The sequence below is a fragment of the Salegentibacter flavus genome (genome assembly GCF_900115145.1).
GTDB lineage: Bacteria > Bacteroidota > Bacteroidia > Flavobacteriales > Flavobacteriaceae > Salegentibacter > Salegentibacter flavus.
On sequence record NZ_FOVL01000019.1, the window covers coordinates 16370 to 32906 of the forward strand.

Sequence of the window (16537 nt, forward strand, 5' to 3'; positions counted from 1 at the left end):
TATTTCTGCCGCATACCTGTGAATCCTAAACAAAAATACAATTCTGAAAGCAATTCACAACCCGTTCCTTCCAGCTTAGCTGTACGGCCCACCTGTGAATCCTAAGTAAAAATACAATTCTGAAAACTTTTATCATAATTTGGATACATAATTTTCTTCATAGGACAAACCTGATTTTGCTACTGCAAAACCCTGTTTAGGAAGCTTATTGCAAACGTCGATAATTGCGAGTTTCTTACTTTTACCTTTTGCTTTTATTCTTTCATAGATATCTCTACAAGCCTTATTATTTTACAAGCTGTAAAGCTGCACATAAATAGCAAGTCTCTAAGGTTTGGATTTCCCGTTTTACTAATCCTGCTTTCTACTCTTACACTGGATCCAGATTCGCGAATAATAAGAGTAATTTCAGGATAGCAAAATAACTGACGTGCATTCTCAAATTTGATAAAAATCATTGGTTATCAGCTTTTCTTAATCTCTCTTTTCCTTTTTATCACCTGTAGGTTTTTTCGCTTGTTTTTCTGCCAGTTTACTTTTTAAAGCATTCATATCATCACTAATTTTTCGGTCTACAATTTTAGCGTAATGCTGAGTAGTCCTCAAATCTTGATGACCTAGCATTTTACTTACAGATTCTATAGGAACCCCATTGGTAAGTGTAATAGTGGTTGCAAAAGTATGGCGGGCCAGGTGAGTGGTAAGGGGTTTGGTAATTCCACATAGTGCAGCGATCTCCTTTAAAAATGCATTTGATTTCTGATTGCTTAGTACCGGTAAAACATATTTACCATCCTTCACCTCGGGGTGGTCTTGATAGCGATCTAAAATTTCTTCAGCAACAGGTAACAATGGAATACTACTAAGGGATTTTGTTTTGGTTCTTTTTATACGAATCCATTTCCCGCCGTCTATACCTTTTGTTATATCTGCACCGCTTAATTTTTTAACATCAGAATAGGCCAGGCCGGTATAACAGCTAAAAACAAACATGTCCCTCACCAGTTTCAGACGATCCAAGTGAAGGTCTTTATCGATCAGTTGTTGAACTTCCTCCTCATTTAAGAATTCACGTTCCACCGTTTCAAACTGCACCTTGTAATTATAGAAAGGATCCTGATCCATCCACTGGTTAGCCAGAGCAATGCGAATGATCTTTTTAAAATTGTTGACATACTTTAGGGCAGAGTTATGGTTACACTCCCGCTTAGTTTTGAGGAAATATTCGAGTTTGGAAATGAAATGATGATTAATTTCGTTCATTGGATAATCATCTGTCTTAAATTCTTCATTCAGGAATTGCTCAATATGATTATAACAGGTCCAGTAACGTTTTGCGGTGCTCTTGGAGATACTTTTACCTGAAAGGCGATTCATTTGTTCATTATGCTCTTTAAAAACCTCTAGGGTCATTTTCGGCTTCTTTCTGTTAACCCCTTTAAATTCATCAAGAATACTTTTGGAAGAAATAATTTTATTTTTTTCAATCAGGTCCTGGTGTATATTCTTAATCTTATTCCTAAGAACATTGATATAATTATTCAGTTCTGTCGCTTCGGGACTTTTGCCCAACATTTTTTCAGATTTAGGATGCCATTTCCTAGGATCGACTTTGCGATTTATGCTTATGGCAGATCGCTTATTATTTACAGATATTCTTAAATAAATATCGCTTTCAGCAGATTTGTTACTTCTGCTTTTTCTAAGGTAAAAACTAAGTTGGTAAGAAGTGCTCATATTTTTGGTCATAAAATTGGCACTTAAATTAGCAAAAAATGATATACGAAATGAAACTTTAATATTTTATAAAGAATTGATATTAAGGGTTTTTGGGTGGTTCTGGTTACCAATTTTCTGCGAAAAGATTGGTAGCCAGATTGGTAACCAAAAATGTGCTATTATTTGATATTAAACGATATCATTAAAAACAAAAAACCCCGTAAATCTTAGGATTTACGGGTTTTTGATCGAGTTTGGTACTCAAAAAGTGGAGTCGGAGGGGTTCGAACCCTCGTCCAAACAAGCAATTCAGCAGCTTTCTACACGTTTAGTCTTCGCTTGGTTGTCGATGCAAGACCGGCCGAAAACCACCAATCTTACACGTATCCTCATTTAGATTTCGGAAGAACATCAAGGCCCTGTGCTTCCTATATTTACTTTTTCGGTGCCTCAAATGCGGACGCCGTAAATCAAGGCTTCCGCGAGGCATCTCGGCTCCCTACCTTGTAGGGACTAAGCAAATCCTACTGTGATTCGGATTATGCAGCCAAGGCGTAGTTATTCTCGCCGTTTAAAAAAGTGTGAAATATGAGATTTACGAGCTATATCCCAGCGCTCGACGTGCTTACAACTCAATTAGACTCGCTGTCAAAACCAAGTCGACCCCATTATTTAAAGAACATCATTTCAGTTATTCTTAACTGATCTGAGTCTGCAAAGATACTAATAAAATTATATCTTTGGAACTCACTTATCACTACGCAAAATACATACCAGAAATGATAAAATTCGCCCTTATAAAAGAACGCAAGACTCCGCCCGATCGCAGAGTGGTTTTTTCTCCCGAAAAACTTCAGGAAATACGCCAAAAGTTCCCTGAGGCCGACTTTAAGGTAGAGAGTTCTGACATTCGTATTTTTTCTGATGAGGCTTATCGACAGGCCGGGTTTGAGGTGTCAGACGATGTGTCAGACTGCGAGGTGATGCTGGGAGTGAAAGAAGTGCCCTTGCCTGCACTTATTCCGAATAAAAAATATTTTTTCTTTTCGCATACTATCAAGAAACAGCCTTATAACCGGGACCTTTTAAGGGAAATCCTAAATAAAAATATCGAACTCTATGATCATGAGGTGATCGTGAAAGGGAGTGGAGCCAGGCTTATTGGTTTTGGTCGCTATGCCGGGCTGGTAGGAGCTTATAATGGTTTCCGCGGAATAGGACTGAAGGAAGGGCTTTTTGAGCTTCCAAAAGCAGAGAACTTGCCAGACCTGAATGCGATGTGCGCAGAGCTCGATAAGATCAGGATTCCACGAATGAAGATCGTGCTTACCGGAAGCGGAAAAGTGGCCCGCGGGGCCAAAGAGATCCTCGATCATATGAAGATCAAGGAGGTAAACGTTAATGAATATCTTGAAGAGGATTTTGACGAACCGGTTTACTGCAGGATAGATGTTTTAGATTATAACAAACGCAGGGACGGGAAGGTGTTGGATAACAAAGATTTTTATAAACATCCAGAAGAATATGAGTCTGATTTTATGCGATTTGCCAGGCAAAGCGATATGTTTATCGCCGGGCATTTCTATGGAGATGGAGCTCCGGCTTTCTTTACTGCTGAAGATGCAAAATCGCCTGATTTTAAAATAAAATATATCGCCGATATCTCCTGCGATATCCATGGACCTGTAGCCAGTACCATCAGGCCTTCAACCATAGCCGAACCCTTTTATGGGTATGATGCCCAAAATGAGATGGAGGTAGATTTCAGAGAAAAGGATTCGATATTGGTAATGGCAGTAGATAACCTGCCTTGCGAACTTCCAAAAGATGCCAGCGAAGGTTTTGGGGAGATGTTCCTTGAGCACGTGATCCCCGCATTTTTTAATGATGATATAGATGGTGTGCTAAAAAGGGCCAAAATGACCAGCGCCGGTAAATTGACCGTAAAGTTTGACTACCTCGAAGATTATGTAAAAGGGGAACCAATTAAACAGGAAGATTAATCAGTTTCTGCACCAATTAGTTACTTTTTGAAAAAGTTTATTTCCGAACCTGGTCCAGGGAGTTTATCTCTTCGCGATAGGCTGCGGGAAGTATAACTGATCTTAACACTCGATCAAGTTTAATTCTTCGACTTAGTTTGTATGGGGGGATCAAGAGTGTGAGGAGCGAGAATTTCCGAAGTGATAAAAGTTTTCTTACTTTCTCCGGAGTGATATAAATTTGAGTTTCGAGCAATAAGCGGTAACGAAACGGCCCGAGATGTTTGCGGTACCGGCGATAGAGATCCCGGGTATACACTCCGGCCTCCAGATTTTGTTCCAGATGTGATCGCCGCATCTTTTGAAAGGCTTCAAAGTTTTCCGGTAAGCCCTGCAACTGCATCCTGTTTCCAACCCGGAAAAAGACGTTGAAAACCTCCTGTTTTTGGGCTAAGCTGAGTTTATGTTCGAGGAGCTCATAAGACCTAATGGAATAATCGATAAGCATAAAGAGCACATCCCTGTAAGCCCAATCCGGAATCGACTTTCCGCGTTTGGATTCCACGGCAGAATGGATTGCAGCGATAGAATCAATAGCCTTAAGGGCGGCATCCTTTTCAGAAAAAACTATTTTCCGGGCATAAGAAACCGTAGAGAAGAGTCTGCCCAGGGGATCATTTGGCAGTCTGCCGGTATAATAAAGCCAGTCTACCGCTTTGTTGAGAGCAAACTCCGCCGAAGCTCCGGCGAAGATAAAAAGAATGGTATCCCCCTTTCCCCAGATTTCCCGTACTATCGAATCCTCATCTACAAAATATTCCATTGCTGTCTAATTAATTTTATGATTTACAAACCATACATTTCCGCAAGGTCTCCTACGGCTAAAGTTCCCCAAAGAATAATCAAGCCAAGGAGGATTTTGATCCAGAGTGGAATAACCAATCCTGTTTTGTTTTTAAGCAGGCTATTTAAAGGAGGGGGGAAAATACAGGAAAACAAAATATAGAAAATTCCCGGCACCGGATGTACCAAAATAAGATTCATTATTCCCAACACTAAAAAAATCAGAGTGAATATCCAGCTTACGAAGTCTGAAATAAAAAATTTGCCGGTCATTAGATTTTGTTTTTAGGAGTTATAGATTTTTTTATCTCGCATTATTGGAATTTTAAGGTTCCTTTCAAAGCGCCACTTTATTTAATCAGGCAATAAGAATTATCCCGAAATATGTTTAACTCCCGGCGAAGGGTGTTCCAAAAACGCCTACGGCTAATTCCGCCCAAATTAAGAAGAGTGCCGCCAGGATAATTCCTGATAAAAGGATCCGGTTCCTGGTGGTTTTTACTTTTCTTAATACAAATTCGATTGCCAGCCCGGTACCTAAAAGCAATACTGCGGCAATAACAAAATCGGAAGCGGTCCAAACCACCTCTTTGCTGAACTGCACAGCGATCAAAGGAATAAGTAAAAGAACAGCCACAATAAATACGATAAATAATAATCTCTTGTTTTTCATAATATTTAGAATTAAAGCTTGTTGTTGCGTAAGTGCTTTGAAATTCAAAGTGCCTTGGTAAATTTTTTTTGCTATGTTTTTTTATGATTTTGATTTAAAAGCTTCTCAATCGCTTCTATGTGTTTTTTAAAATCCTCCCGTCCGGCTTTTGTGGTGCTGTATCGGGTGTTAGGTTTGCGGTCTATAAATGATTTTTCTACTTTAACATACCCTTTTTTCTCCAGCGCCTTCATATGGCTTGCGATATTCCCATCGGTTACGCCCAAAACCTGTTTTAGTGTGGTGAAATCGGCATACTCATTTACCATAAGCACACTCATAATTCCCAGCCTTACCCGATTATCAAAAGCCTTGTTGATATTTCCGATGATATTTTTCATCTGTTTATAATGTTAACCTCAATTTGGGAAATTAGGCACAGGCTTATAATCATGCTCCTGTGTATTGTCATTTTCGGGTCCGGCATCATGCTGGTTTTCATCTATTCGGGTTTGCGCTCATACCTGTTATACATCCAAATGCCGTAAAGGATGTGGAATAGGCCAAAACCGACTGCCCAGAAGTATAATCCGTAATCGAGGAACTGGGTTGAGACTAGTCCTAATACCACATTTGTATATCCCAGAGATCTAAGGTCGCTAAAGGTGTATTTGCTCGCGTGAATTAACGCCAGCCCGTAAAAAATGAGCATAGAAGGCACCAAAAGTCCCAACAGTCCATATTGCAGCAATACCAGGCAAAACAATCCGCCGGCCGCCAGGGGGGTAAAAAAATTGATCATCAGTCTTTTACTCGTGCTATCCCAGATCTTTTGATTATTTTGCTTTGCTTTTCGCGTGGTGAGGGCTATGGCAGTTCCTATGGCCAGGATTAGGACCGCAATAGCCAGAAAGAATAATTGGTCTATAAGATCATTATTACTAAAATTTGCGGCCACCGACCCGTAGCTTGCGTTAGTGTCATGCTCGGAAAGGAGTAAACCTGCAATCACTGCTCCAATGATGGCATAGCTTCCGGCAAATACCCCTGCCAGTCCGCTTAGGGAGATAAAACGGGAAGAGCGGTTCATCATTTGTTTGATCTCGCTGAGGTCCCGAAGATACTTTTCGTTTTCCATTTTAAAGTACTTTGAAATACAAAGTAAAGTAAAAAACTTATTTAAATAGCATTTTTTTAAAAAATAATGATCATTACCTTATGCTGTGAATTATTGCGAACTTTACATTAAACTGAAATGCTATGAAATATGCTTTTTCCCTATTCGCTTTGCTGCTATTGCAGCTTAATTTTCAGGCGCAGGACTTAGAAGTAATGTCCTATAATATCAGGTTTCAAACTGAAAATGACGGAGAAAATTCCTGGTCTAAACGGAAAGACCATCTTACCAACCAAATCAAGTTCTACGAACCTCATATTCTCGGCGTTCAGGAGGCTTTGGTGAGCCAGCTGAAGCATTTCGAAAACGAGTTGGATAATTACAAATACATAGGTGTTGGCCGGGACGATGGTAAGGAGGCCGGGGAATTCAGCGCGATTTTTTATGACCTGCGGAAAGTGGATATCCTGGATGAAGGAACATTCTGGCTTTCTGAGACTCCCGGGGAAGTTTCGGTTGGCTGGGATGCCGCCATGGAACGGGTGTGTACTTACGGGAAATTTAAGGAGAAGGATTCAGATGAAAAATTCTGGGTATTCAATACTCATTTTGACCATATCGGTGAAGAGGCCCGGGAAAATAGCGCGAGACTTATCTATGAAAAGATTTCAGAATTAAATACTGAAGGTTTACCGGTGATCCTTATGGGGGATCTCAACCTGGAGCCCGATGCACCGGGAATTAAATTCCTTTCTGAAAAAATGAACGATTCAAAAAAGGTGGCCGACCTCGATTTTGGGCCTGAAGGTACTTTTAATGCCTACGATTTCAGCAAACCGGTAAAAAGAAGGATTGATTATATCTTTACCAGTGATGATATAAAGGTGCTGAAATATGCCGTTTTAAGTGATTCCCGGGAATTAAAATATCCTTCAGACCATCTGCCTGTTTTTGTAAAGCTGGAATTGGAATAATTTTTATACAGGACCAGCTACTTGGTGATCCATAAAGGAGCAGGTAACTCCTGATTAAAAACTTCGTCTGTTACACTTCCTACCATTAATGCTGAAACGGCATTGCTACCTTTATCACTTAAAATAATCATATCGGCTTTATCTCTTTTGGCCTCGACAAGCAGTTTTTCACCTACGCTGGCATCCCTTCCGGGATAGATCTTTAGGTCACTTTCCTTCTTATAATTGAGCTTTTTTAAAAATTTAGCAGCCTTTTCCCTGACGTGGGTTTCAATTTTAGGGGCTACTTCTTCTTTAACCAAATAAGGAGTGAACTGTACCGGAACATTAAACACGTGAACCAGATTTATGTTGGCTGAGGTGAGCTCTTTAAGTTTCACTCCTCTTTGAAAAGCCTCCTGGGAGGGCTTTGAAAAATCTGTTCCGATCCAGATGTTATTAATTTCAGGTCGAGCCGTTGGAGGAATGCTAAGCAAATCGCATTTTAGCATTCGCAATAGTTTACTGCTAACCACACCGCTTCCTTTACCCGATGGTTTATTGCCTAAAATAGCAAGGTCTATTGAGTATTTATGGGAAATGTAATTAATAAGGGATTCTGTATAGGGATCTTCAGAAATTAAAACTTCCCAGGGCGTGTTGCTTTTGAAAGTGGAAGTAATTTTCTCGTCCAGTTCATCCCCGATTATCTTGTCAAGATTCAGGTCTTTTAGCTCTTCCTTGAAAAGTTCTGAAATTTCGTATTTTTTAATATTATGTACAAAGTAGACCTTTTCTGCCCCGAGTAATTCTGAAATAAAAGAGGTGTAATTAATTAGGGTGTCATCAATATTAGTAAGATCCAAGGCAACGAGTATATTTTTAACTTCTGTCATGGCTTTATATTTTATTTTTTAGAAATTGTATTGTCCTTGCGTTTCTTAACGATGTTCGCAACTATTTCTTCATAATTCTCAAGCTCTTTTTGAGATTCTTTTTGCTTTATCTTTTTCAAATCTTCATCAAGCCCTTTGTAAAGAGAGTAACACATAAAGAGGAGAATAAAGGCAAAGGGCAGCCCCGTAACTATAGATGCGGTTTGCAGGGCCTGCAGCCCTCCACCTACTAGCAGTACTGCGGCTACGGCACCTTCGGTAAGGGCCCAAAAGATTCTTTGTCCCACCGGAGCGTCAATTTTCCCACCAGAAGTTAAACTATCGATCACCAGGGAGCCTGAATCTGAAGAGGTGACAAAAAATCCTGCAATTAAAAGCACCGCAACAAGGTTTAATACTATGGATATAGGATATTCCTCCAGAAAGACGAAAAGTGCTATCGCCACATCTTCATTTACCGCATCAACAATAGCGTTATTTCCCAGTAAAGTTTCCTGTATTGCTGAGCTTCCGAAAGCAGAGATCCAGAAAAAAGTAACCAGTGAAGGCACGATTAGTACTCCTAGAATGAATTCCTGTATAGTTCGACCTTTGGAAATTCTTGCGATGAACATCCCTACAAAGGGCGACCAGGCTATCCACCAGCCCCAGTAAAATACCGTCCAGCTGTTTTGCCAGTCTTTGCCGGTATAGCTTTCGGTCCAGGTGGCGGTTTGCAGAAAGCTGTAGAAGTAATTTCCTGTATTTTGAACGAAGGACTTAAAGATGAAAATTGTAGGGCCAAGTACTAAAACCAGTAATAATAATAAAACAGCAATACGCATGTTCCATTCGCTCAATACTTTCACTCCCTTATCTACGCCTAATATCACAGAAATTGTGGCGATAAGCGTTATACCGGCAATTAAAATTACCTGGGTGGTAATTCCTTTGTCTATAGCAAATACATGCTCCAGGCCGGCGGCTATTTGTTTTACTCCCAATCCCAGGGAGGTAGCTAAACCAAAGAGGGTTGCCAAAACGGCGAAGATGTCGATAATGTTCCCTATTCTCCCATAGATGCGATCCCCCAGAAAAGGATAAAAAACTGAGCGTATGGTAAGAGGTAGCCCACGGGAATATGCGAAATATGCCAGGGCAAGTCCCACCAGGGCATAAATGGCCCAGGCGTGAAATCCCCAGTGTAGAAAGGTGAAATTCATCGCCTGTCGGGCAGCCTCGGGTGTTCCTCCTTCCGCCATTGGGGGAGTGTTGAAATGGAATACAGGTTCAGAAATACTCCAGAAGAGTAAGCCAATACCCATTCCGGCGCTAAAAAGCATAGCAAACCAGGAGAGGGTTTTAAACTCGGGTTTAGCCTTGGGGCCTCCAATTCTCAAATTTCCAAACCTGCTAAAGGCCAGGTAAATCATAAAAATGAGATACACATTAACCGAAAGGATAAAAAACCAACCTGCTTTATTGGCCACAAAAGTCTGAATTTTGTCAAAATAAGATTCCGCCTGTTCCTGAAAGACCAGGGTTAATACAATACTTGCGATTATAATGAAAGTAGAGGTAAAGAAAACCGGACCGTTAAGTTCCAGCCCAAAAATGCTTGTCTTTTCGTCGCTTCTTACAACTTTTTTTGTCATAGTTTTAGTTTTCTTAATTAGATGGTCTAGAAATAATATCCAAGGTTAATATTGAACCTTGCTTCCCATTTGGCGTCGGGATTTCCCAGGGCAAAATCGTCAACAAAGTTTCCGCCCAGCCAGGAATGGTTATACCCGGCGGCGTAATCTATATAAGTGTAAATATGCCCGGCCGTGACCAAAACTCCGCTAACATTCATGAAGGAATCGGTAAAAGAGTTCTTCCTTTTTTTCATAAATCCAAAATCATTATAAAATTCCAGATTTGATACCGGACCCCAATTAACGGGAATATTCCTGGAAATTGCAAGTGAATACAATTCAAAATCGGCTGCTACCTGGTAGGGAGCTCCGTAAGCTGCCATTGTAATTTCATCGCGGCTTTCCCCGGGAGCATTCACGGGATTATGCGAAGCGGTAAGGGCCTGGGCTTTTAGGTTCCATCGGTTATGGGTGATCTCATAATGGGCAGCCAGCCCGTAATGATCTCCGGTTTCTTTGGTGTCCAGATTATAAAGTGCGCCATACTGCGCTGAGAATCCCAACCTGCTGGCTGCCTGTTCCCCAAATTTGTAGATGATTTTTCCGTTAAGTTGATTGATCTCTTTATTTCTTCCGGCCACGTCATAGGAATATCGACTTGGAGAAGATTCGGTTTCGCTTCCAAAGCGTAATTCTTCAGAATTCTTGAAAAATGCGAGATGATATTCAAAAGTATCTCCGTAATGAACATATTTTATCCCCATATCGTGATCGTCTTCCAGGCCCATATAATAAGTGAGGTTAAAGAACCAATTGTGGGAATTATATTGCTGGATTCCGAAGGGAACCTGGGTTAAGCCCACCTGAATTTCATCTGTTTCATTAAACCAGTAACCCATCCAGCCCTGTTTCATCACTCCCCCTCCAAAGGCATTTGAATAAAGCCTGTATTCAGCGTTCAGGTAAACACCTTTATATTTCGCATTGAAGTTTACACGAAACATATCGTAACCAAAATCTCCACCCCTGTTTTTTTGACCTTCTTTCCAGGAAGATAGATTGTAATTGTATCTAAGTGCACCGCCCACAGCAATTTCAGGCTCATCCTGAGATCTGGTGGTAACAGGGTAAAGCATTACAAGCGCGAAGAGAAATAAAAAAAACCTGGATCTTGATGAGTTTTGAAAACTGCGCATTAGGCAATAAATTGGTTAGTTGCTTAAAACTAAGGAAATAATTGAAAAAACAGCTCTTCAGGCTGTAACTCTTAAGAAAACTTTAAAATTCATTTATCGTTTTCCTTATCTTTACCAACCAGATCAAGATCTACGAACCTCAAATTCTCGGCCTACAGGAGGCTGTGATGAGTCAATTTGAGAACGAGATGGATGATTACAAATACGTTGGTGTTGGCCGGGATGATGGTAAGGAAGCGGCGAAATTCAGCGCAATCTTATATAATTTTCAGAAATTAGATATTCTGGATGAAGGAACATTCGGGCTTTCAGAAGCACTTGATGAAATTTCAGTAGGCTGGGACACCGCGATGGTTTGCATGTAAGCTAAATTTAAAGTGAAAAATTCAGGAAAAACATTCTGGTTTTTGATACGCATTTTGATCACGTGGGAGGAAAAGCAAGGAAGAACATCGCTAAACTTACCTGGGAGAGAGACTTCAGTTTAATTAGTTTTAAATCTTTAGCAAAAATTCTGTGTAACAGTAGAATTCTAACTATATTCTCAGCTTTTACCTGTATTTTTGGTCCTTAAAATATATTAGAATGTTTTTTAAAAATCTGCCTGTTATTTCTTTTGGCGTGTCTTATACCAGTCTCTTACTGATTACGATGTATTTTCTAGTTGTGACCGGTACTTTTAATGCTCAGGCACAGGAGGAAACATCTAAAGATAGTATTGTAGAAAATTCACAGCAGCAAGAGAATCCCATTTCATTGTTTATTGATTGCAATAATTGCGATAAAGCATTTATACGACAGGAATTGAATTATGTGAATTTTGCCCGTGATCCACATTTAGCACAAATTCATCTTTTTATAACAGATATCTCTACTGCCAGTGGTGGAAGGCAATTTACAATTTCGTTCATAGGTAAGGAGGAATTTGACGGCAAGGAAAATACCCTTACCTATACGTCTGGTCAAGTAAATACGCAGCAGGAAGAAAGAATAGGGCTTACCTCAATAATTGAATTAGGACTACTTCCTTATTTGGCACAAACTTCACTTGCCCAAAATATTAAAATTGAAGTTTCAAGGCAGCCGGTGAAAGAGATTGAAGAAGAAGAAGACCCCTGGAATAACTGGATTTTTCAGATTTACGGAGGGCTTAATTTTTCGGAAGAATCCAGCCAAAGCTCTTTGGATATTCGATATGGACTATATGCTGACTATGTGACAGAAACCTGGCGTATAAGGCTGCGACCTTTTTTTAATTACAATCAAAGAGATTACGTTAGGGATGAGGAGAAAATAAGAAGTGTTTTAAACAGAGATGGTTTTGAGGGAAGGGTGGTAAGAAGTATTAGTGATCACTGGTCCCTTGGTTTATTTACGAATGTTGATGTAAACACATTTGAAAATATAGATTTTGGCTACAGAGTAGCTCCGGCTATAGAATACAGTTTATTACCTTACGAAAAGGCTCTACGAAAAGAATATACTGTTGCTTATAGCATTGGTTACATTAATCGCCAATATATTGAAGAAACCATATATAATGAAATAGAGGAAGCTTTATATAACCAATCCCTTGAGCTGGGAGTTCGTGTGCTGGAACCTTGGGGATCTGTTAGAACAAGTGTTGCAGGGTCCAATTTTTTGCACGATGTGAGTAAATACCGCGTTTCCTTTAAGGGAAGATTTGCATACCGGGTTTTTAAAGGATTTTCAGTAGATATTTCTTCAAGAATTGAATATCTTCAGGATCAATTATCCTTACCTAAAGGGGATGTGTCACTGGAAGATGTTTTACTTCAGCAAAGACAACTTGCTACAAATTATGGCATTTCCTTATCCTTGGGACTTAGTTACAATTTTGGTTCTATATATAATAATGTTGTAAATACAAGATTATAGATAAGTCATACTCTTTAAGACTATTTCCAGATAAAGGTGGTTCTATAAACTATTGATAGTTTTTCTTATAGCGACCAAATTAGTAAGCAGCTTTTCCAGATATTTCAGATCAAGCATATTTGCTCCGTCGCTTTTTGCATTAGCGGGATCGAAGTGTGTTTCTATAAAAAGGCCATCTACGTGATTAACTATTCCGGCACGGGCTATAGTCTCAATCATATCGGGCCTACCGCCGGTTACCCCACTGCTTTGATTGGGTTGCTGGAGGGAGTGGGTCACATCCAGCACTGTGGGGGCAAATTCCCTCATTGTAGGGATACCGCGGAAATCTACGATCATATCCTGGTAACCAAACATAGTTCCACGATCGGTAACCATCACCTGCTCGTTGTTAGAATCAGTGACCTTGGTCACGGCATGTTCCATACTTTCGGGACTCATAAACTGACCCTTTTTTAGATTGATGGTCTTTCCTGTTTTCGCTGCGGCCACCACAAGGTCTGTTTGTCGCACCAGAAAAGCAGGAATCTGCAATATGTCTACGTATTCGGCAGCCAGTACGGCATCGCTTACTTCGTGAATATCGGTGATCGTTGGGATTTTAAATGTTTCTGAAACCTTTCGCAGGATCTTAAGGGCCTTTTCATCACCAATTCCCGTAAAACTATCTATCCGGCTACGGTTTGCCTTTTTAAAAGAGCCTTTAAAGACGTAAGGTATTTCAAGCTTATCGGTGATTTCTACCACTTTCTCAGCAATGCGCAGGGCCATATCTTCGCCTTCTATAGCACAGGGGCCGGCCAGAAGAAAAAAGTTATTGGAATCTATATGTTTTAGCTGCGGAATTTTATCAAGTTTCATATCAGAAGAATTTCAGCTGCAAAGATAACTGAATTCTGCAGGAGGTGCAATTCTCAGGAAAAAAGGGTTTTCCCTTAATTTATTCCGAATAAATAATTTCCAACCAATAGGATTTAGTTGTAATTTTAATCTATTAATCCTGAGCCTAATGGAACTTCAAAAATGTCTTATCTCCGAACTTCAGCATGAAGTGGTTTTAACCGAAAAATTCTTAAAACGTATTCCGCAGGATAAAATGGACTGGAGGCCTCATCCAAAATCGATGAGCATACGACAACTGGCCAATCATCTTGCAGAAATTCCCAGCTGGATCACGGCCACTATGGAAATGGATGAAATGGATATGGAGGGCTATAAACCCCCGGATTTTGGAGAAATTGAGGAAATCCTGGAGGTACTTCGTAATAATACCGCAGAGGCGGAAGCGGCCCTGAAAAAACCGGATTCTGCTTTTGAGGAGAACTGGAAAATGGTTCAGGAGGGAAAAACACTTATGGATATGCCTAAATTCAATGTGCTGCGAATGATGGTATTGAACCAAATTCCGCATCACCGGGCCCAGTTAGGGGTTTATTTCAGGTTGCTGGATATTCCTGTTCCTGCTACTTACGGTCCATCGGCAGATGAGCAATAGGTTCCTTAAAAAAGCTGTAGCTTTGCAGCAAATTTCAAAATATGCAGGCACTAAAGGAACAATTCAGGAAATTTTATACGCCTAAAAGATGCCTGATCAATGCCGGGATAATGTTCGCCGCTGTAGCCTTCTTCTTAACCCAGAAACCCGAGGAGTTTCTTTTACCTATAGGCTTTGGTGTAATTGGAGCATTGTATTTACTCGGATTTATTTACCTGAAAAACAGGCCAGAAAGTAAATAGACAGACTTTTGGCATTATTTTCCCATTTTCAGGAATTTAGCAGGGGATTCTTTAAAAATAGGCGTACCTTTGCAGACTTTTAAAAATGAGGCGCTTATATGACAGCTATTAAAAACATTGCAATTATTGCTCACGTTGACCACGGAAAAACCACCCTGGTTGATAAAATAATGTATCATTGTCGCTTGTTTCGCGACAATCAAAACACCGGGGATCTTATCCTTGACAGTAACGATCAGGAGCGGGAACGCGGAATCACTATTACTTCTAAAAACGTTTCTGTAGTATATAAAGACACTAAGATTAACATAATTGATACTCCTGGTCACGCCGATTTTGGTGGAGAAGTAGAAAGGGTATTGAATATGGCCGATGGGGTATTGCTTTTGGTAGATGCCTTTGAAGGTCCTATGCCTCAAACCCGTTTTGTACTTCAAAAAGCTATCGACCTGGGGCTTAAGCCTTGTGTTGTGGTGAATAAAGTAGATAAGCCAAACTGTACTCCCGAAGAAGTTCATGAGAAGGTTTTTGACCTGATGTTTGAACTTGGAGCTGAAGAATGGCAGCTTGATTTTCCAACTGTTTACGGTTCTGCCCTGAATAACTGGATGAGCGACGATCCGAATGTTAAAACCGAAAATATAGAGCCACTTTTAGATATGGTTCTTGAACATATTCCTTCTCCGAAGATTGAGGAAGGAAGCACACAAATGCTAATCACTTCTTTAGACTTTTCTTCCTTCACCGGAAGAATAGCCATTGGACGACTTCAACGTGGAACTCTGAAAGAAGGAATGCCGGTTTCGCTTGTAAAACGAGACGGATCCATTAAAAAAACCAGAATAAAGGAACTTTTTACTTTTGAAGGTCTTGGCCGTTTAAAGGTACAGGAAGTGCAGGCGGGTGATATTTGTGCCCTGGTTGGGCTGGAAGGTTTCGAGATTGGTGATACCATCGCCGATATTGAAAACCCGGAAGGTCTTAAAACCATTGCTATCGATGAGCCTACAATGAGTATGTTGTTCACGATCAATGATTCTCCTTTCTTCGGAAAAGACGGAAAATTCGTGACCTCAAGACACATCAAGGAACGTTTGACCAAGGAATTGGAAAAGAATCTTGCTCTTAGGGTTGAAGAAACCGATAGTGCCGATAAATTTTTGGTTTATGGACGTGGAGTTATGCACCTTTCTGTTTTGATCGAAACGATGAGAAGAGAAGGTTACGAACTTCAGATTGGTCAGCCGCAGGTGATCATCAAGGAAATTGACGGAGTGAAAAGCGAGCCGGTGGAGGAACTTACTATTGATCTTCCGGAAGAAGTTTCAGGAAAAGCCGTGGAAATGGTGACGATGAGAAAAGGGGAGATGCTTAGTATGGAAACCCGTGGCGACCGTATGATCATTCAGTTTATGATCCCTTCAAGGGGAATAATCGGGATGAGAAACCAGTTGCTTACTGCAACTGCCGGAGAGGCAATTATGGCGCATCGTTTTAAGGAATATCAGCCATTAAAAGGTGGAATTCCGCAGCGACAAAACGGTTCTCTTATCTCTATGGAAAGAGGAAAGGCTATTCCTTATTCTATCGATAAGCTCCAGGATCGCGGTAAATTTTTCGTAGATCCGGGTGAAGATATTTATGAAGGTCAGGTTATTGGTGAAAATTCACGTCAGGATGATATGGCTGTAAATATTACCAAAACCAAGAAACTTTCTAACGTACGTTCATCAGGTGCAGATGATAAGGCTAAGATCGTACCGGCAGTTAAGTTCTCGCTGGAAGAAGCACTGGAATATATTCAGAAAGATGAGTATGTTGAGGTAACTCCAAAGCATATTAGACTTAGAAAGATCTACCTCACAGAGAACGAGCGGAAGAGAAATAAAATAGTTTAAGATAATTAATAATAAAGGACGCCATAGCA

At 40.3% G+C, this 16537-nt stretch carries 17 protein-coding genes, 1 other RNA gene and 1 pseudogene; 7 read left to right on the forward strand and 12 right to left on the reverse strand.

The genetic code is table 11. The annotated features are described in order from the left end of the window. Positions 1-132 precede the first annotated feature (132 nt). The 3 genes and pseudogenes from BM266_RS13450 to ssrA all read right to left on the reverse strand — a co-directional run. Positions 133-452, reverse strand: a pseudogene (locus BM266_RS13450) (transposase); the annotation flags it as partial. A 22-nt stretch (positions 453-474) separates the two neighbouring features. Further along, positions 475-1737 (reverse strand): site-specific integrase, encoded by a 1263-nt coding sequence (locus tag BM266_RS13455; RefSeq protein ID WP_093410691.1) that lies wholly within the window; start codon positions 1735-1737, stop codon positions 475-477. A 248-nt stretch (positions 1738-1985) separates the two neighbouring features. Further along, positions 1986-2386, reverse strand: a transfer-messenger RNA (tmRNA) gene (gene ssrA, locus BM266_RS13460). A gap of 112 nt (positions 2387-2498) precedes the next feature. Between ssrA and BM266_RS13465 the strand changes: the two genes are divergently transcribed. Next, positions 2499-3722 (forward strand): NAD(P)-dependent oxidoreductase, encoded by a 1224-nt coding sequence (locus tag BM266_RS13465; RefSeq protein WP_093410614.1) that lies wholly within the window; start codon positions 2499-2501, stop codon positions 3720-3722. Between the two features lie 37 nt (positions 3723-3759). Here the strand turns inward: BM266_RS13465 and BM266_RS13470 are convergent, their stop codons facing one another. The 5 genes from BM266_RS13470 to BM266_RS13490 form a co-directional block, all read right to left on the reverse strand. Further along, entirely contained in the window at positions 3760-4524 is a 765-nt protein-coding gene (locus BM266_RS13470) for an oxygenase MpaB family protein (protein ID WP_093410616.1), read from the reverse strand. Between the two features lie 23 nt (positions 4525-4547). Further along, the gene (locus tag BM266_RS13475) at positions 4548-4817 is read right to left on the reverse strand and encodes a hypothetical protein (RefSeq protein ID WP_093410618.1); all 270 of its coding nucleotides are present in this window, start codon (positions 4815-4817) and stop codon (positions 4548-4550) included. Positions 4818-4932: 115 nt separating this feature from the next. Next, the gene (locus BM266_RS13480) at positions 4933-5217 is read right to left on the reverse strand and encodes a hypothetical protein (RefSeq protein WP_093410620.1); all 285 of its coding nucleotides are present in this window, start codon (positions 5215-5217) and stop codon (positions 4933-4935) included. A gap of 71 nt (positions 5218-5288) precedes the next feature. Continuing rightward, a complete protein-coding gene (locus BM266_RS13485; RefSeq protein ID WP_093410622.1) occupies positions 5289-5597 on the reverse strand; it encodes a winged helix-turn-helix domain-containing protein in 309 nt (102 codons plus the stop codon). 101 nt (positions 5598-5698) lie between these two features. Next, a complete protein-coding gene (locus tag BM266_RS13490; protein ID WP_093410623.1) occupies positions 5699-6334 on the reverse strand; it encodes a hypothetical protein in 636 nt (211 codons plus the stop codon). Between the two features lie 122 nt (positions 6335-6456). Here BM266_RS13490 and BM266_RS13495 point away from each other — a divergent pair, with 122 nt between their 5' ends. After that, the gene (locus tag BM266_RS13495; protein ID WP_093410625.1) at positions 6457-7287 is read left to right on the forward strand and encodes an endonuclease/exonuclease/phosphatase family protein; all 831 of its coding nucleotides are present in this window, start codon (positions 6457-6459) and stop codon (positions 7285-7287) included. 17 nt (positions 7288-7304) lie between these two features. Here the strand turns inward: BM266_RS13495 and BM266_RS13500 are convergent, their stop codons facing one another. The 3 genes from BM266_RS13500 to BM266_RS13510 are packed head-to-tail and all read right to left on the reverse strand — an operon-like array spanning position 7305 to position 10974. After that, positions 7305-8162 carry a universal stress protein gene (locus BM266_RS13500; protein WP_093410626.1) on the reverse strand — a complete coding sequence of 286 codons (858 nt, stop codon included), beginning with the start codon at positions 8160-8162 and terminating at the stop codon, positions 7305-7307. An 11-nt stretch (positions 8163-8173) separates the two neighbouring features. After that, entirely contained in the window at positions 8174-9796 is a 1623-nt protein-coding gene (locus tag BM266_RS13505; protein WP_093410628.1) for a BCCT family transporter, read from the reverse strand. A 26-nt stretch (positions 9797-9822) separates the two neighbouring features. Continuing rightward, positions 9823-10974 carry a hypothetical protein gene (locus BM266_RS13510; RefSeq protein WP_394333128.1) on the reverse strand — a complete coding sequence of 384 codons (1152 nt, stop codon included), beginning with the start codon at positions 10972-10974 and terminating at the stop codon, positions 9823-9825. Between the two features lie 167 nt (positions 10975-11141). On the opposite strand from BM266_RS13510, the gene BM266_RS13515 reads away from it, so the two are divergent. Both BM266_RS13515 and BM266_RS13520 read left to right on the forward strand, forming a co-directional pair. Then, positions 11142-11339, forward strand: coding sequence for an exonuclease/endonuclease/phosphatase family protein (locus BM266_RS13515; RefSeq protein WP_093410631.1), 198 nt, complete (start codon positions 11142-11144; stop codon positions 11337-11339). A gap of 220 nt (positions 11340-11559) precedes the next feature. After that, positions 11560-12873, forward strand: coding sequence for a hypothetical protein (locus BM266_RS13520; RefSeq protein ID WP_093410632.1), 1314 nt, complete (start codon positions 11560-11562; stop codon positions 12871-12873). Positions 12874-12915: 42 nt separating this feature from the next. Here the strand turns inward: BM266_RS13520 and kdsA are convergent, their stop codons facing one another. Further along, the gene (gene kdsA, locus BM266_RS13525; RefSeq protein ID WP_093410634.1) at positions 12916-13734 is read right to left on the reverse strand and encodes a 3-deoxy-8-phosphooctulonate synthase; all 819 of its coding nucleotides are present in this window, start codon (positions 13732-13734) and stop codon (positions 12916-12918) included. A gap of 148 nt (positions 13735-13882) precedes the next feature. On the opposite strand from kdsA, the gene BM266_RS13530 reads away from it, so the two are divergent. The 3 genes from BM266_RS13530 to typA all read left to right on the forward strand — a co-directional run bounded on the left by BM266_RS13530 (position 13883) and on the right by typA (position 16508). After that, positions 13883-14368 (forward strand): DinB family protein, encoded by a 486-nt coding sequence (locus BM266_RS13530; RefSeq protein WP_093410635.1) that lies wholly within the window; start codon positions 13883-13885, stop codon positions 14366-14368. A 41-nt stretch (positions 14369-14409) separates the two neighbouring features. Further along, positions 14410-14610 (forward strand): hypothetical protein, encoded by a 201-nt coding sequence (locus tag BM266_RS13535; RefSeq protein WP_093410637.1) that lies wholly within the window; start codon positions 14410-14412, stop codon positions 14608-14610. A 98-nt stretch (positions 14611-14708) separates the two neighbouring features. Further along, positions 14709-16508, forward strand: a complete 1800-nt coding sequence (gene typA / locus BM266_RS13540) for a translational GTPase TypA (RefSeq protein WP_093410639.1) — start codon at positions 14709-14711, stop codon at positions 16506-16508. Positions 16509-16537: the final 29 nt, after the last annotated feature.